Genomic DNA, 21,459 nt, shown 5'->3' with positions numbered 1-21,459 from the left:
TCTCCTCAAACTGTAGATAGCTCCCACATTCTTGAAAACTCTGGACAGCTCCTGCAAAGCTCTTCTTTTGTCCCTTCGGCTATTTTCTCTCCATTTTCAAGATAAAGAATCCGATCGACATGCTCTAAAGTAGAAAGCCTATGAGCAATGATAATCTGCGTGTAGCGGCCTTTTAACTCTCCGATGATCTCCTTGATGTGGTTTTCACTAATCGCATCTAAGGAAGAAGTCGCTTCGTCTAAAATTAAAATAGAAGCCTTTTTCAATAATGCTCTTGCTATCGTTAAGCGCTGAAGCTGTCCTCCAGACAGGCTTTTCCCAGCTTCTTCTAGCAAGCTGTGAACCCCTTGGGGAAGGTTCGAGACAAAGTCATATGCATGTGCCTGATGAAGAGCCTCATAAACCTCCTCTTCAGGAATATCTCTTCCAAAAGTGAGGTTGTTCCAAACAGTATCGTAAAATAAATAGGGAGATTGCAGAACACACGCTATATGGTCTCGTAATGAAGATTTACTATAAGAAGTGATTGGCTCAGAGTTAATGAGAATCTGCCCCTCCGAAGCCTCATAAAGACGCGGCAGAAGTTTTGTTATTGAGGTTTTTCCTGATCCCGTAGGGCCAACAATCCCTAGTGCCTCGCCTTGTCTTAAGGTGAAACTAAGGTTCTTAATCACATGTTGATTCTGATGATAGCCAAAGCTGACGTTTTTAAACTCTAGAGAAGTTTGTATTCCAGGAAACTCAAAAAGAGCTGAGGATCCCGAGGTAATATCAGGATGAGCACAAACCTCATAAAATCGCTCCGCAGCTGCACAGCCCTTCATGATATTGACATTCTCATCACCAAACTTCTTTATAGGATCATAAATAAGATATAACAGACCACAAAAAACCAAGAGCTCATCGGCAGGGATGGCAAATTGATACATCCCAATAATAATTACAAAGGCAAAAAATAAGGAGGCGATCAAATGCAACAAGGGTCGTGGAAGTAAGCCATAAGCAGCACTTTTTTCTTCTAAAGAGGAGATCTGGTTATTCTGCTCACAGTATTTATTAAAGGAAAAAGTTTCTGTATTGAACACTTTCGCCGTAACTATTCCTGAAAGAAAATCTAAGAGAACCGAAGAAAAATTATCTTGGCGCTTTTGGATATCCTTAGCGAACAATTTAATTTTTCTTGCTATAATCACAATCGGCAAGAGAAATACAGGGAAACCTACACATACTAATAAAGAAAACTGCCAAGAAATAGATATGCACACAGCAAGAGCAAAAATTAATGTAATGGGAGTATGGACATAATTTAGCATTAAAGAGTTCACAGCCTGCGCTATAGTCGTGGAGTCCATAATCACTCTGCTGCTTAAGTTCCCCATATCGTGAGAATGGAAAAACGTCATGGGAAGCCGTTGTAAAGCCTGAAAGTAGTCCTGACGCAAATCTCGACTTATACGAATCAAGACTACCTGAGAAAGAAAACGCTGGAAAAACAACGATATGGCCTTAAAGATCGCAATGCAAATAAGAAAGACAGCCAACCCCCAAAAGTTTGTAAGATCTATATGCTGAGTAATAAAACGCGATGCCTTTCCCGTAATCGATACGGCTTTGTTGCCATGTTTGGCAATATAAGCATTTGCTTGCGTCACTGTGATCTGCCCTGAAGAGCCAGAAATCGCATTCCAATTATCGATAATATCTTGTTGATTTAACTTCGAGACCTTAGTAAGCTTCCCTGATTCGCGACTCCCAAATAAAACAAACGCATCAGGTCCCGTCTTTGCAATCATCCCTAAAGAAAAAATCTCTGCTTGGGAAGAAATTGCCAGTCCTACGATAGAAAATAGAGAACACGCAAGAACGAAAAGATGCTTTTTATGCCTCAGAACTGCTTTCAGGAGGAGTTTCATCATAAAGACCTATAGTTCGAAATTTCTGATAGCGTTTTTCTAAGAGTTCCTCGACAGATAGGTCTTTTAATCGCAACCACTCTTGAACAATAAAGTTCTGAACATGAAGATACACAGCAGCAGGATTATGATGAGCCCCACCAATAGGTTCCTTAATCACAGCATCTACAATAGCAAACTGCTTAAGATCTTCTCCATGCATTTTTAACATAGCTGCAGCTTCACTATTTTTCTTTGGATCTTTCCAAAGGATAGAAGCGCATCCCTCAGGAGAAATTACAGAATAGTAGGAATGCTCTAGCATTGCAACCGAATCCCCTACAGCCATGCCTAGAGCTCCTCCGGAACACCCCTCACCAATAATCACTACAATAATAGGAGTCGCCAATCTAGAAAACTCTAGCAAATTCTGTGCTATCGCCCATCCTTGCCCACGTTCCTCAGCATTAAGGCCAGGATAAGCTCCAGGAGTATCTATCAGACAAACTAGGGGAAGCCCAAACTTCTGAGCAAGCTTTCCGAGACGTAATGCCTTCCGAAAGCCCTCAGGATATAACATTCCAAAATTTCTATGCACACGAGAAGAGGTGTCACAGCCCTTTTCCTGGCCCACAAGGATAAAACGGTGCCCTTGAATTTTCGCAAATCCTCCTACCACAGCAGGATCATCACGAAATGTTCTATCCCCTCGCAGCTCAACAAAGTCCTCACACATTCCCTCGATATAATTCACCGTCCGAGGACGAGAGGGATGACGACAGATCTGCACCCTTTCCCAGGGAGTCAAATCAGAATAGATCTTCTCTTTTAACTTATCTAATCTTCGTTCCAACTTCTGGATCTCTGAAGAGGAGAGTAAAGAATTTTTTTTATTTTTTTCTTTAAATTCCGCTATGGTTTTCTCATATTCAACCACTTGCTTTTCATGTGGAAGAAGTTCCATAATCTAGTGCTCTCCTCTTACAAAAAGAACTATTTTAGTACAAATAATTCTTAAAAACAATTATCGATCATCTGTGTAAAAGAATTTAACACCTAAAGTGAATATTTTTTTTCAAAAACCAAGAGAACTTCAGAATCCCTATAGGGGATATTGATTAGGAAATTTCCTCCCCAGAAACTCTCTTCTCCTTGTAAAGAAAAAATTTCCATTCGAGGTGCTGCAGAAAGTACTCGGATAGCTCCTTGATCTCCGACAAGGAGCACATCGTTTGTAGGGCCTTTGTAAGAATCTAGGGAGTGAGAACGCAATTTAGGGCCATTTACGACTTGACAATGTTTTGCGCGGCAAAATACAGAAAAGCTTATCCTTTCTGAAGGCTCTTGGATAAAAGAGCGTACCTGGCACTGTTTTTCTGAAACATTAATTTGATGTCGGACTTTTACACCTAGATAGGCATCTTGTAGATAAGAAAATCCTGTGAGACGAGGGTATGGTACAGCTATAGAATTTAAAAAGGAAAATTCTGAAGAAACATTGTGTACAACACAAGAAAACTCCTTAGCAACTCCGCACAAGCCGAACCCTTGACAATCGCTAATCTCCCCATAACTAGGCCCGCAAGCAATGATTCCCACATCTCCCCAGCAATAGGAGCATACACTACTTTTACATCCTGATGCTGACACATATGCTGAAGAAGAATGTGTCCGCATCATCCAAAATCCCAAATTTGGATCGCTAAAAGTGTACTCTGGGAGGACTTGTTGATCCAAACGATAGAGAAAGGATTTGCTTAAAGAAGTCTTTTCTAAAGAAGAACGCGTGTTCTCCTGGCTCCAAAGGGAGGGAAATATTCCATGTTCATGGGTAAACATCGCTTGATGAAAAGCAGACATTTTCTCCGCATTGGATAAACTCTCATGATAAAATTCTGCGACTTGCAGTAAAAGCAAGCCGAGTTCAGCATGTTCTGCAGGATAAGGCAATCCCCCCCAAGGAAACCCCCCATGAGAAAACAACTTTACAGCACCGGAGAGATCTTGAGAAAGTTTGAGAAAACCCAACCCTAAATCCTGTCCTTCTTCTAAGGCAATAAGGAGGTATACTGCTCGGGCGATGTCATGAGCTTTGAGTAGGGGATGATACCGGAAATACTTAAGAACAGACTGTCTTAAGCTCTTATCTTGACATGCACAAATAAAGAGTTTTAATTGGAGGTCAAAGTTCGGATTTGGGAACACTCGGCCATATTCTTGCAAATTAAGCTGCGATCCCATCGCTATTCACATTTTATCTGAACGTACGTTCAAAACAATAATCACAAAAAAAATTAGAGTCAAGCCCCTAAAGATGTTTAGGGGCTATGTAAAGACCCAATAATAAGAGATCGGAGGAAGTAACAACTAAGATTGTTTATTAGGAGTTTCAATCAAGCGCTTCATTCTTTTTCCAGGCGTAAATTTCACAGCTTTTCTCGCTGGGATATGTATAGGCACTGCAGCATTTTTAGGATTACGACCAACTTTAGGCTTTCTTTCTACAACTTGCAACACACCAAAATCTCGAAACTCTAACCGATCACCTTTAACTAAAGCATCAGTCATCTTATCCAGAAAATTCTGAATTACTGTACGAACATGATTAGGATGGATCTTATGATCCTGAGAAATCGTACTAATCAGTTTCTTTTTAGTCATGGTAGCCATAGAAACGTTGCCTCCTATTAAGTGCCCTAATAAAGAACTTGGCCCTAAATAATAAACTTTTGAAGTCTAAGCTCATCATATGCATTCATTCATTGGATTCAAGAGATTTTTTAAAAAACACACAACTATATTAAAACCCCTAGAGAGAGAGAAAGACCTCTTCACTCCGTATTTTCTCTTAAACTAAAAAAAAGAAATAACAAAAACACACCTAAAACTATAGCAATACGTGACTTCTTTCTCTTAACTTGATACAGTATCTTTAGTGTCCTCGTAGCTCAGTAGGATAGAGCGGTTGCCTCCTAAGCAGCAGGCCATGCGTTCGAATCGCATCGAGGACGATGCTAGAGGATTTTCCTAGTTTCATTTGGAGCTCTTCTGGCCTTGAAACCCTTGTCTAGAAAGAAAATTGTGGATGCCTTCAGCGATCCCCTTAGCTAAGTGCATGCGATAACGTATGTCCAATAATGCCGAACGTTCCCGAGGGTTAGATAAAAAGCCTGTTTCAATAAGGATTGCAGGCATGGTAGTTTCCCGGATAACAGCAAAATTCCCTACACGAATCCCTCGAGATTTTAAAGAACCATGTTTCTTCATTGCAGCCAAAACGTCTTTCCCTAGGGCTTCTGATTTCCGACTTCTCGTAGCACTCCCCTTGCCATTATAAAAATAGATCTCCGTACCATACGCTTCAACATTAGGAGAATAGTTACAATGGATGCTTACAAAAACATCTGCTTTTCCTTGGTTCGCCAGCTGGGCTCTTTTTGCCAAATCCACATAAACATCTGAAGATCGCGTGAGCACGGGCTTATAGCCCATTCTCTTAAGGTAACTTTGCACATACAAGGATAACGACAATGTTAAAGATTTCTCCTCATAGAATAACTCCTTGCTTGCCGTTCCATGATCTTTTCCTCCATGTCCTGGATCAATAAAGATCACTTCACCCTTACGTATACGGCTAGGTTCACTAGAAAATAAGGAAAACGAGGCTCCTAAGAACATCCAGGAAAACAACGCAAAACGCTTAAACATAGGAAGCAAGTACCTCATTCACAACTTGCTTATCGCTAAAATATAACGTTTGGTGTTTAAAAATTTGATAGGTTTCGTGGCCCTTCCCTGCAATAAGCACGACATCTTTATCCGAAGCCATGGAGATAGCTCGCAAAATCGCTTTTTTTCTATCTTGCTCTACACAATACTTCTGCGAGGTAAAGCCTTCACAAATCTCATGAATAATCACCTCTGGATCCTCCTTTCTAGGATTATCCGTCGTGACTATAGAAAATCCATAACGCTCTGCAACTCGCGCCATAAGCTTTCTCTTAGAGCGATCGCGATCTCCTCCACAGCCAAACACTATTATCACCCTCCCCTGACACGACATTAGCTCTTTTAGAGTAGCTAAAACGTTGTCCAAAGCGTCTGGAGTATGTGCATAATCTATGTATATAGGACAAGGCCCTGAAAATACAGGCTCCAAACGCCCCTTGGGAAGGGGAGCATTCTCTAGAGCTACTAACAGTTCAGGAAGTTCCTGATTACTGCGCTCATGCACTGCTGCAATCGCAGCTAACGTGTTGTACACATTATAGCGCCCAATTAAAGGGCTTTTACAGAGGTAGCTTTTGCCCCTATGCACTAAGGTATAGCGCGTCCCTAGCAACGATAACTGAAGATCACAGGCACGATATTCCGCCGCCTCCTCGATACCATATGTTACACAACGCGAAGAAGCTATAGAACAAAACCGCGAGGCATAGGGGCTATCTGCATTAATCACCGCACAACCATTTTTAGGAAGCTGAGAAAAGAGCTTTTCTTTAGCAGTGAGATAATTTTCTAGCGTTCCATGGAAATCTAAATGGTCTAAAGTCACATTTGTTAAAATCCCAACATCAAATGACGTTTGCGCTGTTCGATTCAACTCCAAGCCTATAGAAGACACTTCCATCGCGACAGCCTTTCTACGGTTTTTCACCATTTCTGCAAAATACTTTTGCAATAAACATGCAGAAGGGGTGGTAAAGCTATCGTGAATACTTCCTTCTCCTAAGATATGCTCAATGGTTCCAATTAACCCCGCAGGCTTATGGCTATGATCCAACAAGGCCTTGATCATATAGGTAACTGTAGTCTTCCCATTCGTCCCTGTAACTCCAAACACCTCAAGTTTTTCCGAAGGCCTTCCGTAGAACTTTGCGGCAAGTTCAGCTTCTAATTGTTCCACACAAGAAGTAACAATCTGTACTATAGAAAGAAAGGGGTTGTAAAAAGAAGAGAGGATCGCAATCGCTCCACGCTCCACTGCGTCTGCAGAGAAGTCATTGCCATCATGCTGCTCTCCCCGACATGCGATAAAAATATCCCCGACACCGACACATCGAGAATCTCGCGTAAAGTTGCGCACCTCTAAAGTGGGAACTTTTCCATAAATTTTTGCAGATATACCTTGAAGGAGTTCTTTCAAGTTCATTTTCACCTAAAGAGCGCGCAAGAACTATTCCCTTACGTATTTCACTCTCCTATTTCTCTATATATCTAAATGCTCTCTATCTCTACTCTCTTTAGAGGCATTTTCAGAACCAACTATAAAAATCAATTCTATAACCCCACAAGTTTACTCACAACCTATAAAAGCCTTATCACCTCTATATCAGGGAAGGTCTTGTAAACAAAACGTCTCTTTTTGTCTAAGGCGTCTTTGCACGGTTCCACTCCTCATATAACACTTTTAATGCAAAAACTTCCTCTTTATTTGCGTGTTTCTCCTTATCTGGAGGCACTCCAAGATAAGAAAATACACGATCAACAACACGGGAAAATACCGGAGCTGCGCACCTCCCTCCCATATAATTTTTTGTCCCATCTTCGCGTAAGCCATACTCAGGGTCATCTATAGATATAAGAATAACAAACGGAGGGATCTCTTCTATCTGCTGTAGAGGAGCCACTCCTATAAATGAAGAAATATGCCTATGTTTATCATACTTTCCTTGTATCATTTTTTCTGTAGTTCCTGTTTTTCCTCCGCTAGAATGGTGCTTCAGGCCAGCGCGAAATCCTGTTCCCCCTGGAAGCGTAGTAAAGCGCATGGCATGAAGCACCTCCTGAGCTACCGAAGAAGAGAGCACTCGTTCTCTAGAAAAAGGAAGCACATACTCCTCTCCTGAAGGCTTCACAATCTTTTTTACAAGCGTAGGCCTCACTAAAAATCCTCCATTTGCAATGACAGCATATGCTTGAACCATTTGCATTCCAGTTGCCAAGATATTATAGCCCATAGCTAAAGAATATGGCGTGGATAACGACCACTCTGGAGAGCCATTAATATGGAAGCGTTGCAACGAAGGCACTAGCCCAGGAGTTTCTGCTGGAAGCTCTATGCCGGTCTTTTTCCCAAAACCAAATGCCTGGAGTTTTTCCTGATACCATGAGCTCCCCAATGATTGCACAATACGATCCGCAAGCTGTGCAACATAGACATTTGAAGATTTCTGTATGCCCATATACATATTTAACTTATTGTTCCTCACAATATCCTTTAAGGGAGACTTTTGCCTTCCTGGAAAGGAAGTTCGCGTCACATCGATTGCCTCCTGAGGATCAAAGAGCTTTCCTCTAGAGCTCTTTTCAACCTCTTCATTTGCCTGCAATGCAATCGCTATCGTAATGGGCTTCATGATTGATCCAGGCTCAAACGCATCAGTAACCATAGAAACTTTGGTGTATTCTACCCTTTCCTTATCGTTGAAAAACTGCTTATAGTTTGCCGGATCAAAGAAAGGATACTGCGCTAAAGCCAGAATTTCTCCTGTATAGGAGTTCATAAAAATCAACCTTCCTCCATGTGCACGAGCTTCCAACACCCCTCGTTCTAACTCCTGCTCTGCAATGGTTTGAATTGTAGGATTGATCGTTAAATAGATATCAGAGCCATCCTTCGGGATCTTTACAATGCGATCTAAATCCAAATGATTTAATGGCGAACGCAAGAGCTTACGCTCTCCTGCTTCTCCTTCAAGAACATGGTTAAAGTAGGCCTCAAGGCCCCCTGTAGGGAAGGCCTTCCCAGTCTTTTCGTCCTTCACTTCCCTAAGGGTGTGGAGAGCCTGCCCTAACAGGCTACCAAAAGGATAGGAGCGTTGGGAATCCGTTATGAAAAATAACGCGTTTGACGGAAGCTTATGCTGTGCCGCATAGGCTTTCCACCACAAAAGAATGCGATCATGAAGGGAACGATCTAACCAAAGAAACGCCTTGCAATGACGAGATCTCTTATCAAATTGCGCACGAAGATGCTCATAACTTCCTTCACCAACTAAGCTCCAGAGTTTCTTTGCGATCACATCACGGTGAACCTCCGGAATCGCAACAGAATCTAAACATAAATGAAACTTTGTCACATCAATTGCGAAAGGCTGAGGGAGGCCAAGATCTCCCTTACGCAAAGAAGTATTTGCGAAAAAGGTCCCCCGAAGAAAAGGATCCCGCACCCGAAATTCATGTTGTCCAATAGCTTCTGCAGCCCAACGCTCCCCTTCACAAATTTGGATTTTATAATAGCGCAAAATGAGAAGAGAGTAGCAAGAGAGCAATCCAAGAGAAATCAACGTTAAACGCTTACGGAGACTCATAATATAATCTGTGGACAGTATCTTCCTTAGGATATTCCAAGTATTGATATTCAGGAAGTGCTGCGATCTCTATTAAATGATCTGGCCTTTCAATTTTATGAAGTAAAAAGCTTAACGAAACATTTTCCTGTTCCAATTGACGCAAGAGCACCCATAATCTTGGGATATCCAAACGTAGCTTAGTAATGGTATTTTGCTTGTTAATGTAACAATATAAAAGGCTCCCAAAGTAAAAAAAACAAAAAAACAAACGAACAAAACGGCTTTTATTCATACAGAAGCTTTTTCAAAACAACGTAACTTCGCAGAACGAGATCTAGGATTTCTGCGGATCTCCTGAAATGTAGGCATTATCACCTTCTTTGTAACCACCCTCCCAAGTCCTGTAGCTTCTGCATGCCTAAAAAACTGCTTTACAGGGCGGTCTTCGGAACTACAGAAGGAGATAATCACAACTCTCCCTTGAGGAGCAAGCCAACGCATTGCAGACTCTAGCAATGTACGCAATTGTTGATCTTCTCCATTAACAAAGACACGAAGCGCTTGAAAAATAAGCGTTAGAGGATGGATTTTTTTTCTTAAACGATATGAAGGAAAGACACGAGAGGTGGCTTCCTTGAGATCCCGAACGGTCTCTATACGCTTATGCTTCCGAAAATGCACGATAGCTTTTGCTGCTTGTCTCCATAAGGGCTCTTCTCCATACTCGCGGAAGATCTTCCCTAGTTCTTCTTCTCGTAGACACTGCAATACCTCACTTGCAGAAATCCCCTGGGTAGGATCCATACGCATATCTAAATAATGCTCTTCCCCCTGGAAGCTAAATCCACGAGAAAGATCATCTAGCTGCATAGAAGAGACCCCCAGATCTGCAATCACCCCATCATAAACATGTTCTTCTAAACTATGAGAAAGATCTTGAAACGAGGCATGGCGTAAATGCACACGCTCTTTAAAAGGTTCTAGGGCCTGCGAAGATAAAGTTAAGGCTAAAGGATCTCGATCGGAAGCGTCATAAGAAGTAATGGAAGGATATGCAGTAAGAAACGCTTTAGCATGTCCTCCTGCCCCTACAGTGACATCACAGAATTTCCTAGGGGTGCTTTGGGAAAATAACGAGAGACACTCGTGCACTAAAACAGGAATATGGGAAGGGGCCATCTTTTTACTTCATTTTATGAATTTCCCCATCATCTCAAAGAATAGCAAAAGATTTCACTAGAAAAACAAACTTTCTCTTAAGGAGGATTCCGCATTCTAAAGACTATTGACTTTTTCCTATCCCCTATTATGATCTTAATAAGGGAATCAAAGGCTCTATCATGGTAGAAATTTTCAATTACAGCACCTCCATATACGAAAAGCACGCCTCCAACAACAAGATTGTTAGCGACTTCCGAAAAGAAGTTCATATGGAAGGGATTTCTATTCGTGATGTTGCCAAGCATGCTCAGATCCTGGACATGACCCCCAAACCTTCAGCATTAACTTCGTTGTTGCAGACCAATTGCAAAACTCAATGGGCCATGTTCTCCCCACCAGAAAATTTCTATAAACAACGGTTTTCAACACCTTATCTTGCGCCTTCTTTAGGTTCTCCGGATCAGCAGGACTTAGATATGGAAAGGATTTCTGCTTATTTAAAAGTGCTCACAAGAGGGAAATTTTCTTACCACAGTTGCAGTGTTCCTTTTTTATCTCATAGGGAGAAGCGGGAGAGCCACCAAGACTCCCATGAAGAAACTGAAGAAACTGAAGAGGATGAACGTATATCTCAAGGGAAAACCTTACTTAAAGTTTTAGATCTTGGTGTGAAGTCTTCAAATATTATGATCGATTACATTATTTCTCGGATTTTTCAATTTGTCCAAGGCTAAGGCTTATGCTAGATAATGAATGGAAAGCAATTTTAGGCTGGGGAGATCAAGAACTCGAAGATCTCAGAATCTCAGGATATTCTTTCTTAAGACAAGGACATTATCAAAAAGCTATTCTTTTCTTTGAAGCTTTGGTGATTTTAGATCCTTTAAGCATTTATGATCATCAAACTCTAGGGGGTCTCTATTTACAAGTAGGAGACAATGTTAAAGCTCTACTTGTCCTAGATCAAGCGCTTCGTATGCAAGGGGACCATCTCCCTACACTACTGAATAAAACCAAGGCGTTGTTTTGTCTTGGACGCATAGAAGAAGCCACCGCCATTGCCCACTACCTTGCCTCATGTGCAGATGCCGTTATTGCAGATGATGCAGAAGCTCTATTAATGAGCTACACTCTTAAAACTGTAAAAAAAATCCCTGCAGTTCGATAATTTTTCTCTCGCTCTCCTAATTTTCTCGACAGAGAAAAAGAAAAAACACACGGTTTCTTTTTAGAAAAACTGTTGATTGCTTATCAATAGCAATGCTACATTGGCATTTTCTTCCTTAAAGAGAAGATCGTCTGCTGAGATGAAGATGTTTTTAAACGAAAGAGAACAGCATGTTAACCTGCAACGATTGTAACACTTGGGAACAGTTTGTAAATTATGTAAAAACACGCTGTTCAAAAACAGCTTTTGAAAACTGGATTTCTCCTATTCAAGTAGTTGAGGAAACCCAAGAAAAAATTCGTTTAGAAGTTCCCAATATCTTTGTTCAAAATTACCTGCTTGACAATTACAAAAAGGATCTTTGTTCCTTCGTTCCTTTAGATATTCATGGGGAGCCAGCTTTAGAGTTTGTCGTTTCAGAAATTAAAAAACTTCCTCCCTCTTCCACTGTAAATGAACCACGGGAAGTATTTGCAGAATCCCCTGCAGAAGAAACTAAGGAGTTTCAACTTAAATTAAACTCTTCGTACCGTTTTGATAATTTTATCGAGGGCTCCTCCAACCAATTTGTTAAGTCTGCAGCTGTAGGGATCGCGGGGAAACCCGGACGTTCTTATAATCCGCTGTTTATCCATGGAGGTGTAGGGTTGGGGAAAACCCATCTTCTCCATGCTATAGGGCATTATGTACGTGAGCACCATAAAAATTTAAAGATCCATTGTATCACAACGGAAGCGTTTATCAATGATCTTGTATATCATTTAAAATCGAAATCTATTGATAAAATGAAAAATTTTTATCGTTCTTTAGATCTTCTACTTGTCGATGATATTCAGTTCTTACAAAACCGCCAGAATTTTGAAGAGGAGTTTTGCAATACCTTCGAAACTCTCATTAACTTTAGCAAGCAAATCGTGATCACTAGTGACAAACCTCCAGGGCAACTTAAGCTTTCTGAGCGCATTATTGCTCGTATGGAATGGGGGCTAGTGGCACATGTTGGCATTCCAGATTTAGAAACTCGCGTAGCGATCTTACAGCACAAAGCTGAACAAAAAGGCCTGGTGATTCCTAATGAGGTGGCGTTTTACATTGCCGATCATATTTATGGAAATGTGCGTCAGTTAGAAGGAGCTATCAATAAGCTTACAGCCTATTGTCGCCTTTTTGGCAAGGGAATTACAGAAAACACTGTTCATGATACACTGAAAGAACTCTTTCGCTCTCCAACGAAACAAAAAGTTTCCGTAGAGAGCATTTTGAAAAGTGTGGCTACGGTATTTCAGGTGAAAATTCAAGATCTCAAAGAGAATTCTCGAGCGAAGGAATTAGTCTTAGCACGTCAAGTTGCCATGTATCTTGCCAAAACCTTAATCACGGATTCTTTAGTAGCTATCGGAGCAGCATTTGGAAAAACTCACTCTACTATCCTCTATGCATGCAAAACGATAGAGCACAAATTGCAGGAAGATGACACATTAAAACACCAAGTAAATCTCTGTAAAAACCATATTGTTGGCTAACTTAAAGGAGACTCTATGTTTCGCAGAACAAACAAAAGTCCTTTTGAAGATGTGCAGACCTTATACGAAGATGAAAGTTCACTAAGGTCAAGCTACCCAACATATTCTCGATCTGAACGACTAGATACTCCCCCAAGCCTGTTTGATACGCCAAAAACTGCAGAAACTCGCCCTTTAATGCATAATGGACAGCAGCAAGAAACTCTCTCACCTCAAACTTCCTGGACACCACAAGGAGCCGCAGATGTTGACCCTCTTCTTCCTGAAGAACCTGAAACAACGTTAGGCGAAGGCGTAACCTTTAAGGGAGAGCTTGCTTTCGATCGGCTGTTACGTATTGATGGAACGTTTGAAGGGATCTTGGTATCTCAAGGAAAAATCATTGTCGGCCCTAAGGGTGTGGTAAAAGCAGATATTCAACTTCAAGAAGCCATTATCGAAGGGGTAGTAGAAGGAAATATCACCGTAGCAGGAAAGGTAGAACTTCGAGGAGAAGCAGTCGTAAAGGGAGACATCCAAGCTACTACATTATGTGTAGATGAGGGCGTGCGTATTCTTGGTTATCTTGCAATCTCAGGGGCTAAAGCTGCTCCTCAGGAAGAAATACACTTGTAATCCATACTGGCCCAGGAGCGTTATTTTCTAACCATGCACGCTGTCTCCATGTTAAAGGAAATGGAGAGAGAAGATGAAGGCTTCTTTCCTTTGAGCAGCTCTCCCATAGGCGTTTTTTTCTCCAAAGAGCACTATATCTTAGGTTCTTTATGCATAATGCCTGAGCTAACTCTTTCAACTCAGGAGCTGTATAAAGAAGCCCCTCCGGGACAAGGCCTAAGATCTCCCATTGCTTTCGAATGTGTACTGCAAACACTTCTCTAGTCAGAGCCTTTCCCCAGCAGACGTTTTTATATAAGGATAAGGCTACGGCTGTCAGAGGAAAGATGCAATGCATATGGATCTTTGAAAGAGAGGCACAGCGTGAACAAACATGACTTTCTTGATAAGATAGCCCCCCAAAACAGCGTGAGCATCTCCCCTCGCTAGATATACAGCGCAACATTCCTAAGCAGCGCTGGCAAAGGAGAGCTCCCTCTCCTTGACATCCATAGCAGAGCTTAGGAAAAAGAAGCTTAAAAAACAAAGATCCCAAGCGCATCATGGAAAATTTCTATTCCTAAAATTCTTCTCAATTTGTTACGTTGTTGCATGTGTGAACGTTCAACTTTTTCCCCTGCATAATGCTTAAACGACTCGTAGATACTCTCTGGAAAACCTGTCAAAAAGAGAAATTCCAACGTTTTACTCCTATAGCTGATGCTGTTGATACGTTTTGCTATGAACCTCTTCATATCACCACTTCTCCTCCTTTCATTCGCGATGCTGTAGATATCAAGCGGTGGATGATTCTTGTTGTCTTTGCTCTTTCTCCAGCAATATTTTTTGCCATCTGGAATTCTGGACTGCAGTCTTTAATCTATAGCTCGGGAGATCCCCGGCTTATGGAGACATTCTTACAGATCTCCAATTTTCAAAGTTATCTTTCCTTTGCATTTTGTGATATAAAAGCTCTGCCAATCTTGTGGGAAGGATGTAAAATTTTCTTCCCTCTTCTTCTTATCAGCTATGGAGTTGGGGGACTCTGTGAAGTCATCTTTGCTGTCGTGCGTAAGCATAAAATTGCTGAAGGGCTCCTCGTTACGGGGATCCTTTATCCTCTAACACTCCCTCCTACTATCCCCTATTGGATGGCTGCTTTAGGAATCGCTTTCGGTGTGGTTATTAGCAAGGAACTCTTTGGCGGAACAGGAATGAACATCCTAAATCCTGCATTGTCTGCTCGGGTGTTTCTCTTTTTTACCTTCCCAGAAAAGATGAGCGGAGATACTTGGGTCGGGAGCAATCCTACAGTAATCAAAGAAAGTCTTCTAAAAATGAATGCCTCCCTAGGCAAAACCTCTATTGATGGCTTTTCCCAATCGACATGTTTGCAAACCCTGAATTCCACACTTCCTGACGTGAAGAGGATTCACGCTGACGCCATTGCTACGAACATCTTGCATATCCCCGATATTGCCTGTCAAGATGCCCTTAATGCACAGTTTTCCCTATGGGCAGAGACTCACCCAGGAAAAGTTTTATCTAATCTTACTCTCCCTCAACTTCAGGAATTTGTTACAAGTCCTCTTCATGAAGGAGGCTTAGGATTGCTCCCCACACAATTTGATTCGGCATATGCCATCTCCGATGTGATCTATGGCATTGGGAAGTTTTCTACAGCAAATCTCTTTTGGGGAAATATCTTAGGTTCTCTTGGAGAAACTTCTACCTTTGCCTGTCTTTTGGGAGCGCTCTTTCTCATAGTTACAGGAATTGCCTCATGGAGAACTATGGTTGGTATCGGTCTAGGAGCGTTCATTACAGCTTGGGCATTCAAGGTGATTAGTATCCTGATTGTCGGCAATCATGGCGCTTGGGCTCCTGCAAGGTTCTTCATCCCAGCATATAAACATTTGTGTTTAGGAGGCTTGGCTTTTGGAATGATTTTCATGGCGACAGATCCTGTAACCTCCCCAACAATGAAGCTAAGCAAATGGATTTATGGATTATTTATAGGCTTTATGACGATTGTGATTCGCCTGATCAATCCGGCTTATCCTGAAGGAATGATGCTTGCGATCCTTCTAGGAAATGTCTTTGCTCCTTTCCTAGACCATCTCACCCTTAGGAAGTTTCGAAAAAGGAGGGTTTAGGCAGTGGCTCCCTCAGAATCCTCAAAATCCACACAAAAACGCAAAAATCAGACGTGGTACATTATTACCTTCATCTTGGGGCTCAGCCTATTTGCAAGTTTTGTATTATCTCTTGTGTATACTGTGCTTTCCCCCGTTCAGGAAAAAGCCAAAATCTTCGATCGTAATAAGCAGTTACTTATGGCTGCGCATGTTTTAAATTTCGATGGAAGTTTTCAGCTCTATAACAAGGGATCATGGCAACCTGCCATCTACGATAAAAGCTCTCATCTTCTCAAGCTTACCTCTGAAAAACCTTCCGCAGCATCCAGCACTACAATAGAATCCTATGTTCAAGACTTCGTTCGTCCCTTATTGACAAACCGAAAAGGAGAGATTTTCTCTTTTGAAGATGCCCATATAGATCTTCAGGAGTTTCTAGAGCAACTTCAAGATACCCCTGCGTACAACCTTCCCTATCTGTTATTTTTTGCTATTTTAAAAAACAGTGAAGAAGCACGTTCGATGACAAACTCACAGCTAAGCTCCTCCCCGGAGCATATTCAATCTCTTGTTCTTCCTATTTCAGGATATGGCCTGTGGGGTCCCATAGATGGCTATCTCGGCATTGCTAATGATGGGAATACTGTATTAGGAACCACCTGGTATGATCAGGGAGAAACTCCTGGTTTAGGGGCGAACATTGCCAATCCTGAATGGCAAAAGCAATTCTATGGCAAGAAGGTATTTCTAAGTACCAGCTCAGGAACAATAGATTACTCCCAGGCACCCTTAGGTCTCAATGTAATTAAGGGTTCCGTGCAAGCAGAGTTTGGGGATTCCCCAAAAGCTTTCTCTGCAATTGATGGGATTTCAGGAGCAACCTTAACGTGTAATGGTGTTAGCGATGCATACACACAATCCCTTGCTCCCTATCGTGCACTCTTAAGCTATTTTGCAACCCTCAAGGCCTCAGGTAAAAAATGACACTACAAAGGTCTTATAAAAGTTATTTCCTCGATCCTCTTTGGCGCAACAACCAAATCCTCACTTCTATTTTGGGGATTTGCTCTGCTCTAGCTGTCACTACAACAGTAAATACAGCAATAACTATGGGCCTTGCTGTAAGCATCGTTACAGGAAGCTCTTCCTTTTTTGTTTCACTCCTACGTAAGGTTACTCCAGATAGCGTAAGAATGATCACCCAGCTCATCATTATCAGCTTATTTGTGATTGTGATTGACCAGTTTCTCAAAGCCTTTCTTTTTACTATCTCCAAAACGCTGTCTGTATTTGTGGGGTTAATCATTACAAACTGCATTGTCATGGGAAGGGCAGAAAGTTTCGCAAAACACTCCCCACCGATCCCTGCATTCCTAGACGGTTTTTCCGCAGGGCTAGGATATGGTTGGGTTTTGGTCTTTATCAGCATTATCAGAGAGCTTTTCGGCTCAGGAACGCTCCTAGGCTACCGGATGATTCCCCTAGCTTTCTATGGATCTAGTGCTCATCCTGACGGCTATCAAAACCTAAGCCTTATGGTCTTAGCTCCATCAGCATTTTTTATCCTAGGGATCATGATCTGGATTGTAAACATTTTTGACTCGAAGAAAACAAAAAGGTAAGCCCATGTGGTTAGGTGAGTATACTTGGCTAAACATCTTTGGAATTTTCCTTCAAGCAACGTTTATTCAAAATATCCTTCTTTCAAACTTCCTTGGGATGTGCAGCTACTTAGCCTGTTCTTCTAAGGTCTCTACAGCAAATAGCCTGGGAATGTCCGTAGCTCTTGTTCTTACCATAACAGGAAGTTTAAACTGGTTTATCCACCAATTTCTTACAAAACCCAAAGCTTTAGTCTGGATCTCTCCCTCCCTTGCCTCTATAAATCTGAGCTTCCTAGAGTTAATTATTTTCATTGTCGTCATCGCAGCGTTTACACAGATCCTAGAGCTCTTCCTAGAAAAAGTCTCTAGAGAACTCTATCTTTCCTTGGGGATCTTTCTTCCCCTGATTGCTGTGAACTGTGCCATTCTTGGAGGTGTCCTCTTTGGCATCACTAGAAACTACCCATTTATTCCCATGGTGATTTTTTCTTTAGGATCAGGGTGCGGATGGTGGTTAGCGATCGTCCTTCTTGCCACGATAAAAGAAAAGCTTGCCTATTCCAATATTCCCCAAAACCTAAAGGGAATGGGAATTTCTTTCATCACTACAGGACTCATGGCGATGGCATTTATGGGTCTTACAGGGATAGATATCTCCCAACCCAAGAAGGTCTCCTCTTTTTACCAAGAAGAAACAGAGCAAGCACCTATACTACAAGAAGAAACACTTTCTTTATTAAAAAAAGCAAAGTCTAGAAAAAAGATAAGCTTACAAAAGTTAAAGTTCTTTTTTTTAAATAACAAAGGCGTTTCATAAACACTTCAGGGAATCTCTCGAGCACGAGAGGGTTTTGCTTCCTAAGGAAAGAGGCTCAGGACATTGGAGTAAAATAACGATCGCCAAGCACACGAAGACACAGCATAAACACAGGGAAGCAAGGGAAAGAGATAACCAAGCCCCTCCTGGGACTCGTAAAAAGACCATCATAAACATACAGATCATTGCAAAAGCTAACAGCACAGATATCACACGATAAAAGACCCTAGTACACGAAGACTCTTGCTCCCGAGAATCTACATATTGCTGATTCGCTACCCCTACTCCTTGTAAGCTTACGCACTCATGTGAACTTGCTGTCATAATCTATTCCCCATTCCCATGAGGGGTATTTACAGCTATCTGAGGCTTCCATACTACCCTTATAGAGTTCAATAGAAAATACCGATAACAAGCGCATGCCCATGCTACAAGAGTCAAACAACAAGAAACTATCCAGATGAGCAGTTGTATAGGAGCTGAAGTAACAGCAAATAACCCACAAGTTAACAAACCAATCACAATCGCAGAAAGCGCCAGTGTAATCGCATATAACTGCCTTATGCAAAGACGACGCGCAATAAACACAGGATCTTGTAAATGTGTTATGGTGGAGCCACTCGAGAAGACTGTGGACATAAGAATATTCTGAAAACCCTAATTTAATTAGAAAGATTTTAATGGTTTAGAAATTAAAAACCTACCCTATCTAAATTAAAAATCCCGTTCTTAAAGAAAAAATTAAAACTTTCATTGTAAAAACTGATAGAAAGCAAAGGAATTTTTTAAGAAAAACCTTTCAGAGAGTTTTTTTTGAAAATCTCCCATCATCAAGAGGTTCATTTAAACGTAAAACAACAAACCAACCCTCTTCTTCAGGAGAGGAGTTTAGTAATGAAGTATCTTGGATTAACTCCTGATTTACTTGAAGAATCTCTCCAGAGACGGGGCTAAGGACTTCAATAGCGGACTTTGAGGACTCCATAACCACGAGGATTTCTCCTTCTTCACAGCGTCTTCCTACAGAAGGTAAGTCTACATGGAGGATCTGCCCAAGGTTTTTTTGCATTTCTTCTGTTAACCCCAGGCGTACAACATCAGAATGCATAGGAAGAATCCATACGTGATAGTCAGAGAACAACATTTCCTTCACTCCTTATTCTATAAACCGCTGCAAGGAATTTCCTATCAGCTCCTCATCTAGTTGGCTCTTTAATAAAAAGAGTTTTTCTACCCCAGCAGGGGAATCACAAACATTATGAGATAAACATTGGTAATAATATAGCCCTTCGAGATCCCTAGTAATCTTGGAGAGCTTCCCAAGCTCAAGCTTAGAGAGCTCCTCAAAAGGCAAAGGAAGATTCTGATTCCCACGGGACAAACTCTTAGTACTTTTCTCTAAATTCCAGGGCAAGGAACCTGCCTGATATGTCCCCGTCCTATGCTCTTCGAGCAATTTCTCACAGCGCCTTTGCCAAAAGGCTGGTCCCTCTTCTTCTTGAGGATAGCGTATTCGCAATTCCGCAATCACACTCGCAATCTTTGAGGGGATCTTATGCGTTGAAGCTAATATTTCTGCTAATCCCTTTTTCAAGACTTCACGATAGGGAAGAACCTCTTCTTCTGCGAAACTCATCTCTACATGAAAGGCATAGTACCTCTCCTTATCTTGACTATACAGCTCTAGAGTTTCATTTTCATAAAGAAGCTGAGCAAGCTTTTCCCCTTCAATAATACCATCAAGAACACTATCTTTCCCTGCAGACAAAAAGATCTCCCGAGTTTCCAGAGGGCGCTGATTAAGCCCAGCCTTTATTCTTTCAGGATGTGCACGTAAGATCGCTTTTCGCGTAAATGCACAAATCTTATCCTTTATAGAAGGCTTAAGCTTTTGAAAATCCTTGTAGGAACTACATGTTTCCGCTTGGACAAATTCACGAAGGATTTCCTGGAAATGCTCGGGATTTTGCTGCCACTGAAAGACCTCCATCATCGGAACAGAAGCTTCAAGATCACGTAGCGCTATTGAGCGGTAGCTTAATGAAAACCGCCTTCCTACCAACCTCGGCTCCTTTGCTTTGATTTCTTGTATTGGCAAGGAAAAATGTGGAATACCAAGAGGATCTTTCAACGGTGCACCTACAAGATGCAAATACGTCTCGAAAGCCTCAAGTTCTTTTTGTGTCTTAAATTGTAACTCCCTAGGAAGGCGGAAGATCTCCACATGGGAAGTATCCCTCCCCATAGCAAAAAACCCTCCCAAAGGGAAATAATCAAAAGAAACGCTTCCTTGCATCTGCAAAAAAGCTCTTCTACACAAAAGGATATCACGGTACATTTTGAAGAATTGCCCTTCAGAAACCCCTAAAAAACGAAAATAGGACGCGACAAACTGATCAAAGCTTATTGCAAGCTTTGCATGCTTATGGAGCTTTGTAAAGGCCTGCTGTGCCTTATCATAGAAATCCTCTCGGGCCTCCTGCACAGAAGGATAGGTCATCTCTCTCTTCTTTTCATCCACAAGTCGCAGTAATGCCTCAACAGCAGCAGAAATATACGCTTCCCCCAGCCAATCTTGGAGGTTGCCGTAACTAAACAAACGCAAGTCCTTCCCTTGAGCTAACGCATGATCCTGAGGAAGGGAAAATAACTGCCTGCGATACTCCAGCATCTGCTTGAGTACATAATGAGGAAACTTTCTTTCTTCTAGGAATAACCTTATGCGCGCTGCAAACCCTTCAGAACTTACAGGATTTTCAAGAGCTTGAAATGTATGCAATGCCTCTAGCAAGTGTGGTGCTGAGGATTTCCATATTTCCTCTGCAGAAATAAAGGGAGCATCAAAACGCCGATACGGCTGATAAGTTTTTTCCTTTAAAAAAGCCGGAAACCCTTGGGAATAGACTTTAAGGAACAGCTGTTCTCCGAGCTTTGTTGTTAAAAACCGCTCCGTAAGCAACCCTTCATTCAAAAAGTTCCACTCATAGGGATTTCCTGTAAAGGGATACGCCTCATGAATAAAAAATTTCTTAAATGCAAAAAACTCACTCTCTCGAATTTTTCTCCCAGACGCTGTGGTAAAAACTACCTTCCGAGATCCCCCGTGTCTCTCACTTCCGGAATGGCGTCCCCAGCCGATACCAAGACCAGAGATACACACAACAGCAATAACAACACCGATAAACTTTTTCTGATGCTTATAAAAAAATCCTAACAAGGACTCCCCCTATTATGGAGATTCATGAAGTCCCAGTGTAAACAATCGTC

22 protein-coding genes and 1 tRNA gene are annotated in these 21,459 nt (G+C 41.6%); 9 read left to right on the top strand and 14 right to left on the bottom strand.

Going from position 1 to position 21,459, the window contains the following annotated elements; translation table 11 throughout:
* Positions 1 to 5: 5 nt before the first annotated feature.
* From G5S_RS03200 to G5S_RS03185, 4 genes are all read right to left on the bottom strand, one after another.
* Positions 6 to 1,913 carry an ABC transporter ATP-binding protein gene (locus tag G5S_RS03200; protein WP_041467089.1) on the bottom strand — a complete coding sequence of 636 codons (1,908 nt, stop codon included), beginning with the start codon at positions 1,911 to 1,913 and terminating at the stop codon, positions 6 to 8.
* On the bottom strand, positions 1,879 to 2,856 hold the full coding sequence (locus G5S_RS03195) for an acetyl-CoA carboxylase carboxyltransferase subunit alpha (RefSeq protein WP_013712749.1): 978 nt from the start codon (positions 2,854 to 2,856) through the stop codon (positions 1,879 to 1,881). Before G5S_RS03195 ends, G5S_RS03200 begins: the two co-directional genes overlap by 35 nt.
* 92 nt (positions 2,857 to 2,948) lie before the next feature.
* Positions 2,949 to 4,133 (bottom strand): hypothetical protein, encoded by a 1,185-nt coding sequence (locus G5S_RS03190; RefSeq protein WP_013712748.1) that lies wholly within the window; start codon positions 4,131 to 4,133, stop codon positions 2,949 to 2,951.
* A gap of 126 nt (positions 4,134 to 4,259) precedes the next feature.
* The gene (locus tag G5S_RS03185) at positions 4,260 to 4,562 is read right to left on the bottom strand and encodes an HU family DNA-binding protein (protein WP_013712747.1); all 303 of its coding nucleotides are present in this window, start codon (positions 4,560 to 4,562) and stop codon (positions 4,260 to 4,262) included.
* Positions 4,563 to 4,829: 267 nt separating this feature from the next.
* On the opposite strand from G5S_RS03185, the gene G5S_RS03180 reads away from it, so the two are divergent.
* Positions 4,830 to 4,903, top strand: a tRNA-Arg gene (locus tag G5S_RS03180).
* 22 nt (positions 4,904 to 4,925) lie between these two features.
* Here G5S_RS03180 and G5S_RS03175 read toward each other — a convergent pair.
* The 5 genes from G5S_RS03175 to rsmH form a co-directional block, all read right to left on the bottom strand.
* The gene (locus G5S_RS03175) at positions 4,926 to 5,570 is read right to left on the bottom strand and encodes an N-acetylmuramoyl-L-alanine amidase family protein (RefSeq protein ID WP_013712746.1); all 645 of its coding nucleotides are present in this window, start codon (positions 5,568 to 5,570) and stop codon (positions 4,926 to 4,928) included.
* 22 nt (positions 5,571 to 5,592) lie between these two features.
* A complete protein-coding gene (locus G5S_RS03170) occupies positions 5,593 to 7,044 on the bottom strand; it encodes a UDP-N-acetylmuramoyl-L-alanyl-D-glutamate--2,6-diaminopimelate ligase (RefSeq protein ID WP_013712745.1) in 1,452 nt (483 codons plus the stop codon).
* Between the two features lie 217 nt (positions 7,045 to 7,261).
* Complete coding sequence (locus G5S_RS03165) at positions 7,262 to 9,205, bottom strand: peptidoglycan D,D-transpeptidase FtsI family protein (RefSeq protein ID WP_013712744.1); 1,944 nt, start codon at positions 9,203 to 9,205, stop codon at positions 7,262 to 7,264.
* Complete coding sequence (locus G5S_RS03160) at positions 9,192 to 9,479, bottom strand: hypothetical protein (RefSeq protein WP_013712743.1); 288 nt, start codon at positions 9,477 to 9,479, stop codon at positions 9,192 to 9,194. The genes G5S_RS03165 and G5S_RS03160 overlap by 14 nt, the downstream gene beginning before the upstream one ends.
* Complete coding sequence (gene rsmH, locus G5S_RS03155; RefSeq protein ID WP_013712742.1) at positions 9,476 to 10,366, bottom strand: 16S rRNA (cytosine(1402)-N(4))-methyltransferase RsmH; 891 nt, start codon at positions 10,364 to 10,366, stop codon at positions 9,476 to 9,478. The genes G5S_RS03160 and rsmH overlap by 4 nt, the downstream gene beginning before the upstream one ends.
* A 161-nt stretch (positions 10,367 to 10,527) precedes the next feature.
* Between rsmH and G5S_RS03150 the strand changes: the two genes are divergently transcribed.
* The 4 genes from G5S_RS03150 (at position 10,528) to G5S_RS03135 (ending at position 13,654) form a co-directional block, all read left to right on the top strand.
* A complete protein-coding gene (locus G5S_RS03150; RefSeq protein WP_013712739.1) occupies positions 10,528 to 11,082 on the top strand; it encodes a DUF5399 family protein in 555 nt (184 codons plus the stop codon).
* Positions 11,083 to 11,087: 5 nt separating this feature from the next.
* Positions 11,088 to 11,516: a tetratricopeptide repeat protein gene (locus tag G5S_RS03145; RefSeq protein ID WP_013712738.1), complete on the top strand. Its 429-nt coding sequence runs from the start codon at positions 11,088 to 11,090 to the stop codon at positions 11,514 to 11,516.
* A 170-nt stretch (positions 11,517 to 11,686) separates the two neighbouring features.
* Positions 11,687 to 13,039, top strand: a complete 1,353-nt coding sequence (gene dnaA, locus G5S_RS03140; protein WP_013712737.1) for a chromosomal replication initiator protein DnaA — start codon at positions 11,687 to 11,689, stop codon at positions 13,037 to 13,039.
* Between the two features lie 15 nt (positions 13,040 to 13,054).
* Positions 13,055 to 13,654: a bactofilin family protein gene (locus G5S_RS03135; RefSeq protein ID WP_013712736.1), complete on the top strand. Its 600-nt coding sequence runs from the start codon at positions 13,055 to 13,057 to the stop codon at positions 13,652 to 13,654.
* Here G5S_RS03135 and G5S_RS04915 read toward each other — a convergent pair.
* A complete protein-coding gene (locus G5S_RS04915; RefSeq protein WP_049770610.1) occupies positions 13,620 to 14,198 on the bottom strand; it encodes a hypothetical protein in 579 nt (192 codons plus the stop codon). The genes G5S_RS03135 and G5S_RS04915 overlap by 35 nt on opposite strands.
* 79 nt (positions 14,199 to 14,277) lie before the next feature.
* Here G5S_RS04915 and G5S_RS03125 point away from each other — a divergent pair, with 79 nt between their 5' ends.
* Genes G5S_RS03125 through nqrE form a run of 4 tightly spaced genes read left to right on the top strand, consistent with a single transcriptional unit; the run spans position 14,278 to position 18,192 of the window.
* Entirely contained in the window at positions 14,278 to 15,789 is a 1,512-nt protein-coding gene (locus G5S_RS03125; protein ID WP_013712734.1) for a Na(+)-transporting NADH-quinone reductase subunit B, read from the top strand.
* A gap of 3 nt (positions 15,790 to 15,792) precedes the next feature.
* Positions 15,793 to 16,755 (top strand): NADH:ubiquinone reductase (Na(+)-transporting) subunit C, encoded by a 963-nt coding sequence (nqrC, locus tag G5S_RS03120; protein ID WP_013712733.1) that lies wholly within the window; start codon positions 15,793 to 15,795, stop codon positions 16,753 to 16,755.
* Complete coding sequence (gene nqrD / locus G5S_RS03115; RefSeq protein WP_013712732.1) at positions 16,752 to 17,393, top strand: NADH:ubiquinone reductase (Na(+)-transporting) subunit D; 642 nt, start codon at positions 16,752 to 16,754, stop codon at positions 17,391 to 17,393. The genes nqrC and nqrD overlap by 4 nt, the downstream gene beginning before the upstream one ends.
* A gap of 4 nt (positions 17,394 to 17,397) precedes the next feature.
* Entirely contained in the window at positions 17,398 to 18,192 is a 795-nt protein-coding gene (nqrE, locus tag G5S_RS03110; protein WP_013712731.1) for an NADH:ubiquinone reductase (Na(+)-transporting) subunit E, read from the top strand.
* Here the strand turns inward: nqrE and G5S_RS03105 are convergent.
* From G5S_RS03105 to G5S_RS03090, 4 genes are all read right to left on the bottom strand, one after another.
* Entirely contained in the window at positions 18,187 to 18,516 is a 330-nt protein-coding gene (locus G5S_RS03105) for a hypothetical protein (RefSeq protein WP_021757206.1), read from the bottom strand. The genes nqrE and G5S_RS03105 overlap by 6 nt on opposite strands.
* Before the next feature lie 3 nt (positions 18,517 to 18,519).
* Entirely contained in the window at positions 18,520 to 18,831 is a 312-nt protein-coding gene (locus tag G5S_RS03100) for a hypothetical protein (RefSeq protein WP_021756540.1), read from the bottom strand.
* Between the two features lie 160 nt (positions 18,832 to 18,991).
* Positions 18,992 to 19,336, bottom strand: coding sequence for a glycine cleavage protein H-like protein (locus G5S_RS03095; protein ID WP_013712729.1), 345 nt, complete (start codon positions 19,334 to 19,336; stop codon positions 18,992 to 18,994).
* A 12-nt stretch (positions 19,337 to 19,348) separates the two neighbouring features.
* On the bottom strand, positions 19,349 to 21,409 hold the full coding sequence (locus tag G5S_RS03090; protein WP_013712728.1) for a hypothetical protein: 2,061 nt from the start codon (positions 21,407 to 21,409) through the stop codon (positions 19,349 to 19,351).
* Positions 21,410 to 21,459: the final 50 nt, after the last annotated feature.

It is taken from the genome of Chlamydia pecorum E58 (assembly GCF_000204135.1).
GTDB classification, from domain to species: domain Bacteria; phylum Chlamydiota; class Chlamydiia; order Chlamydiales; family Chlamydiaceae; genus Chlamydia; species Chlamydia pecorum.
This window is presented reverse-complemented; position numbering and strand designations above follow the sequence as displayed.

Coding starts and splice junctions, on each gene's coding strand:
- G5S_RS03200 (WP_041467089.1), bottom strand. CDS start 1,913: ATGAAACTCCTCCTGAAAGCAGTTCTGAGGCATAAAAAGCATCTTTTC.
- G5S_RS03195 (WP_013712749.1), bottom strand. CDS start 2,856: ATGGAACTTCTTCCACATGAAAAGCAAGTGGTTGAATATGAGAAAACC.
- G5S_RS03190 (WP_013712748.1), bottom strand. CDS start 4,133: ATGGGATCGCAGCTTAATTTGCAAGAATATGGCCGAGTGTTCCCAAAT.
- G5S_RS03185 (WP_013712747.1), bottom strand. CDS start 4,562: ATGGCTACCATGACTAAAAAGAAACTGATTAGTACGATTTCTCAGGAT.
- G5S_RS03175 (WP_013712746.1), bottom strand. CDS start 5,570: ATGTTCTTAGGAGCCTCGTTTTCCTTATTTTCTAGTGAACCTAGCCGT.
- G5S_RS03170 (WP_013712745.1), bottom strand. CDS start 7,044: ATGAACTTGAAAGAACTCCTTCAAGGTATATCTGCAAAAATTTATGGA.
- G5S_RS03165 (WP_013712744.1), bottom strand. CDS start 9,205: ATGAGTCTCCGTAAGCGTTTAACGTTGATTTCTCTTGGATTGCTCTCT.
- G5S_RS03160 (WP_013712743.1), bottom strand. CDS start 9,479: ATGAATAAAAGCCGTTTTGTTCGTTTGTTTTTTTGTTTTTTTTACTTT.
- rsmH (WP_013712742.1), bottom strand. CDS start 10,366: ATGGCCCCTTCCCATATTCCTGTTTTAGTGCACGAGTGTCTCTCGTTA.
- G5S_RS03150 (WP_013712739.1), top strand. CDS start 10,528: ATGGTAGAAATTTTCAATTACAGCACCTCCATATACGAAAAGCACGCC.
- G5S_RS03145 (WP_013712738.1), top strand. CDS start 11,088: ATGCTAGATAATGAATGGAAAGCAATTTTAGGCTGGGGAGATCAAGAA.
- dnaA (WP_013712737.1), top strand. CDS start 11,687: ATGTTAACCTGCAACGATTGTAACACTTGGGAACAGTTTGTAAATTAT.
- G5S_RS03135 (WP_013712736.1), top strand. CDS start 13,055: ATGTTTCGCAGAACAAACAAAAGTCCTTTTGAAGATGTGCAGACCTTA.
- G5S_RS04915 (WP_049770610.1), bottom strand. CDS start 14,198: ATGATGCGCTTGGGATCTTTGTTTTTTAAGCTTCTTTTTCCTAAGCTC.
- G5S_RS03125 (WP_013712734.1), top strand. CDS start 14,278: ATGCTTAAACGACTCGTAGATACTCTCTGGAAAACCTGTCAAAAAGAG.
- nqrD (WP_013712732.1), top strand. CDS start 16,752: ATGACACTACAAAGGTCTTATAAAAGTTATTTCCTCGATCCTCTTTGG.
- nqrE (WP_013712731.1), top strand. CDS start 17,398: ATGTGGTTAGGTGAGTATACTTGGCTAAACATCTTTGGAATTTTCCTT.
- G5S_RS03105 (WP_021757206.1), bottom strand. CDS start 18,516: ATGACAGCAAGTTCACATGAGTGCGTAAGCTTACAAGGAGTAGGGGTA.
- G5S_RS03100 (WP_021756540.1), bottom strand. CDS start 18,831: ATGTCCACAGTCTTCTCGAGTGGCTCCACCATAACACATTTACAAGAT.
- G5S_RS03095 (WP_013712729.1), bottom strand. CDS start 19,336: ATGTTGTTCTCTGACTATCACGTATGGATTCTTCCTATGCATTCTGAT.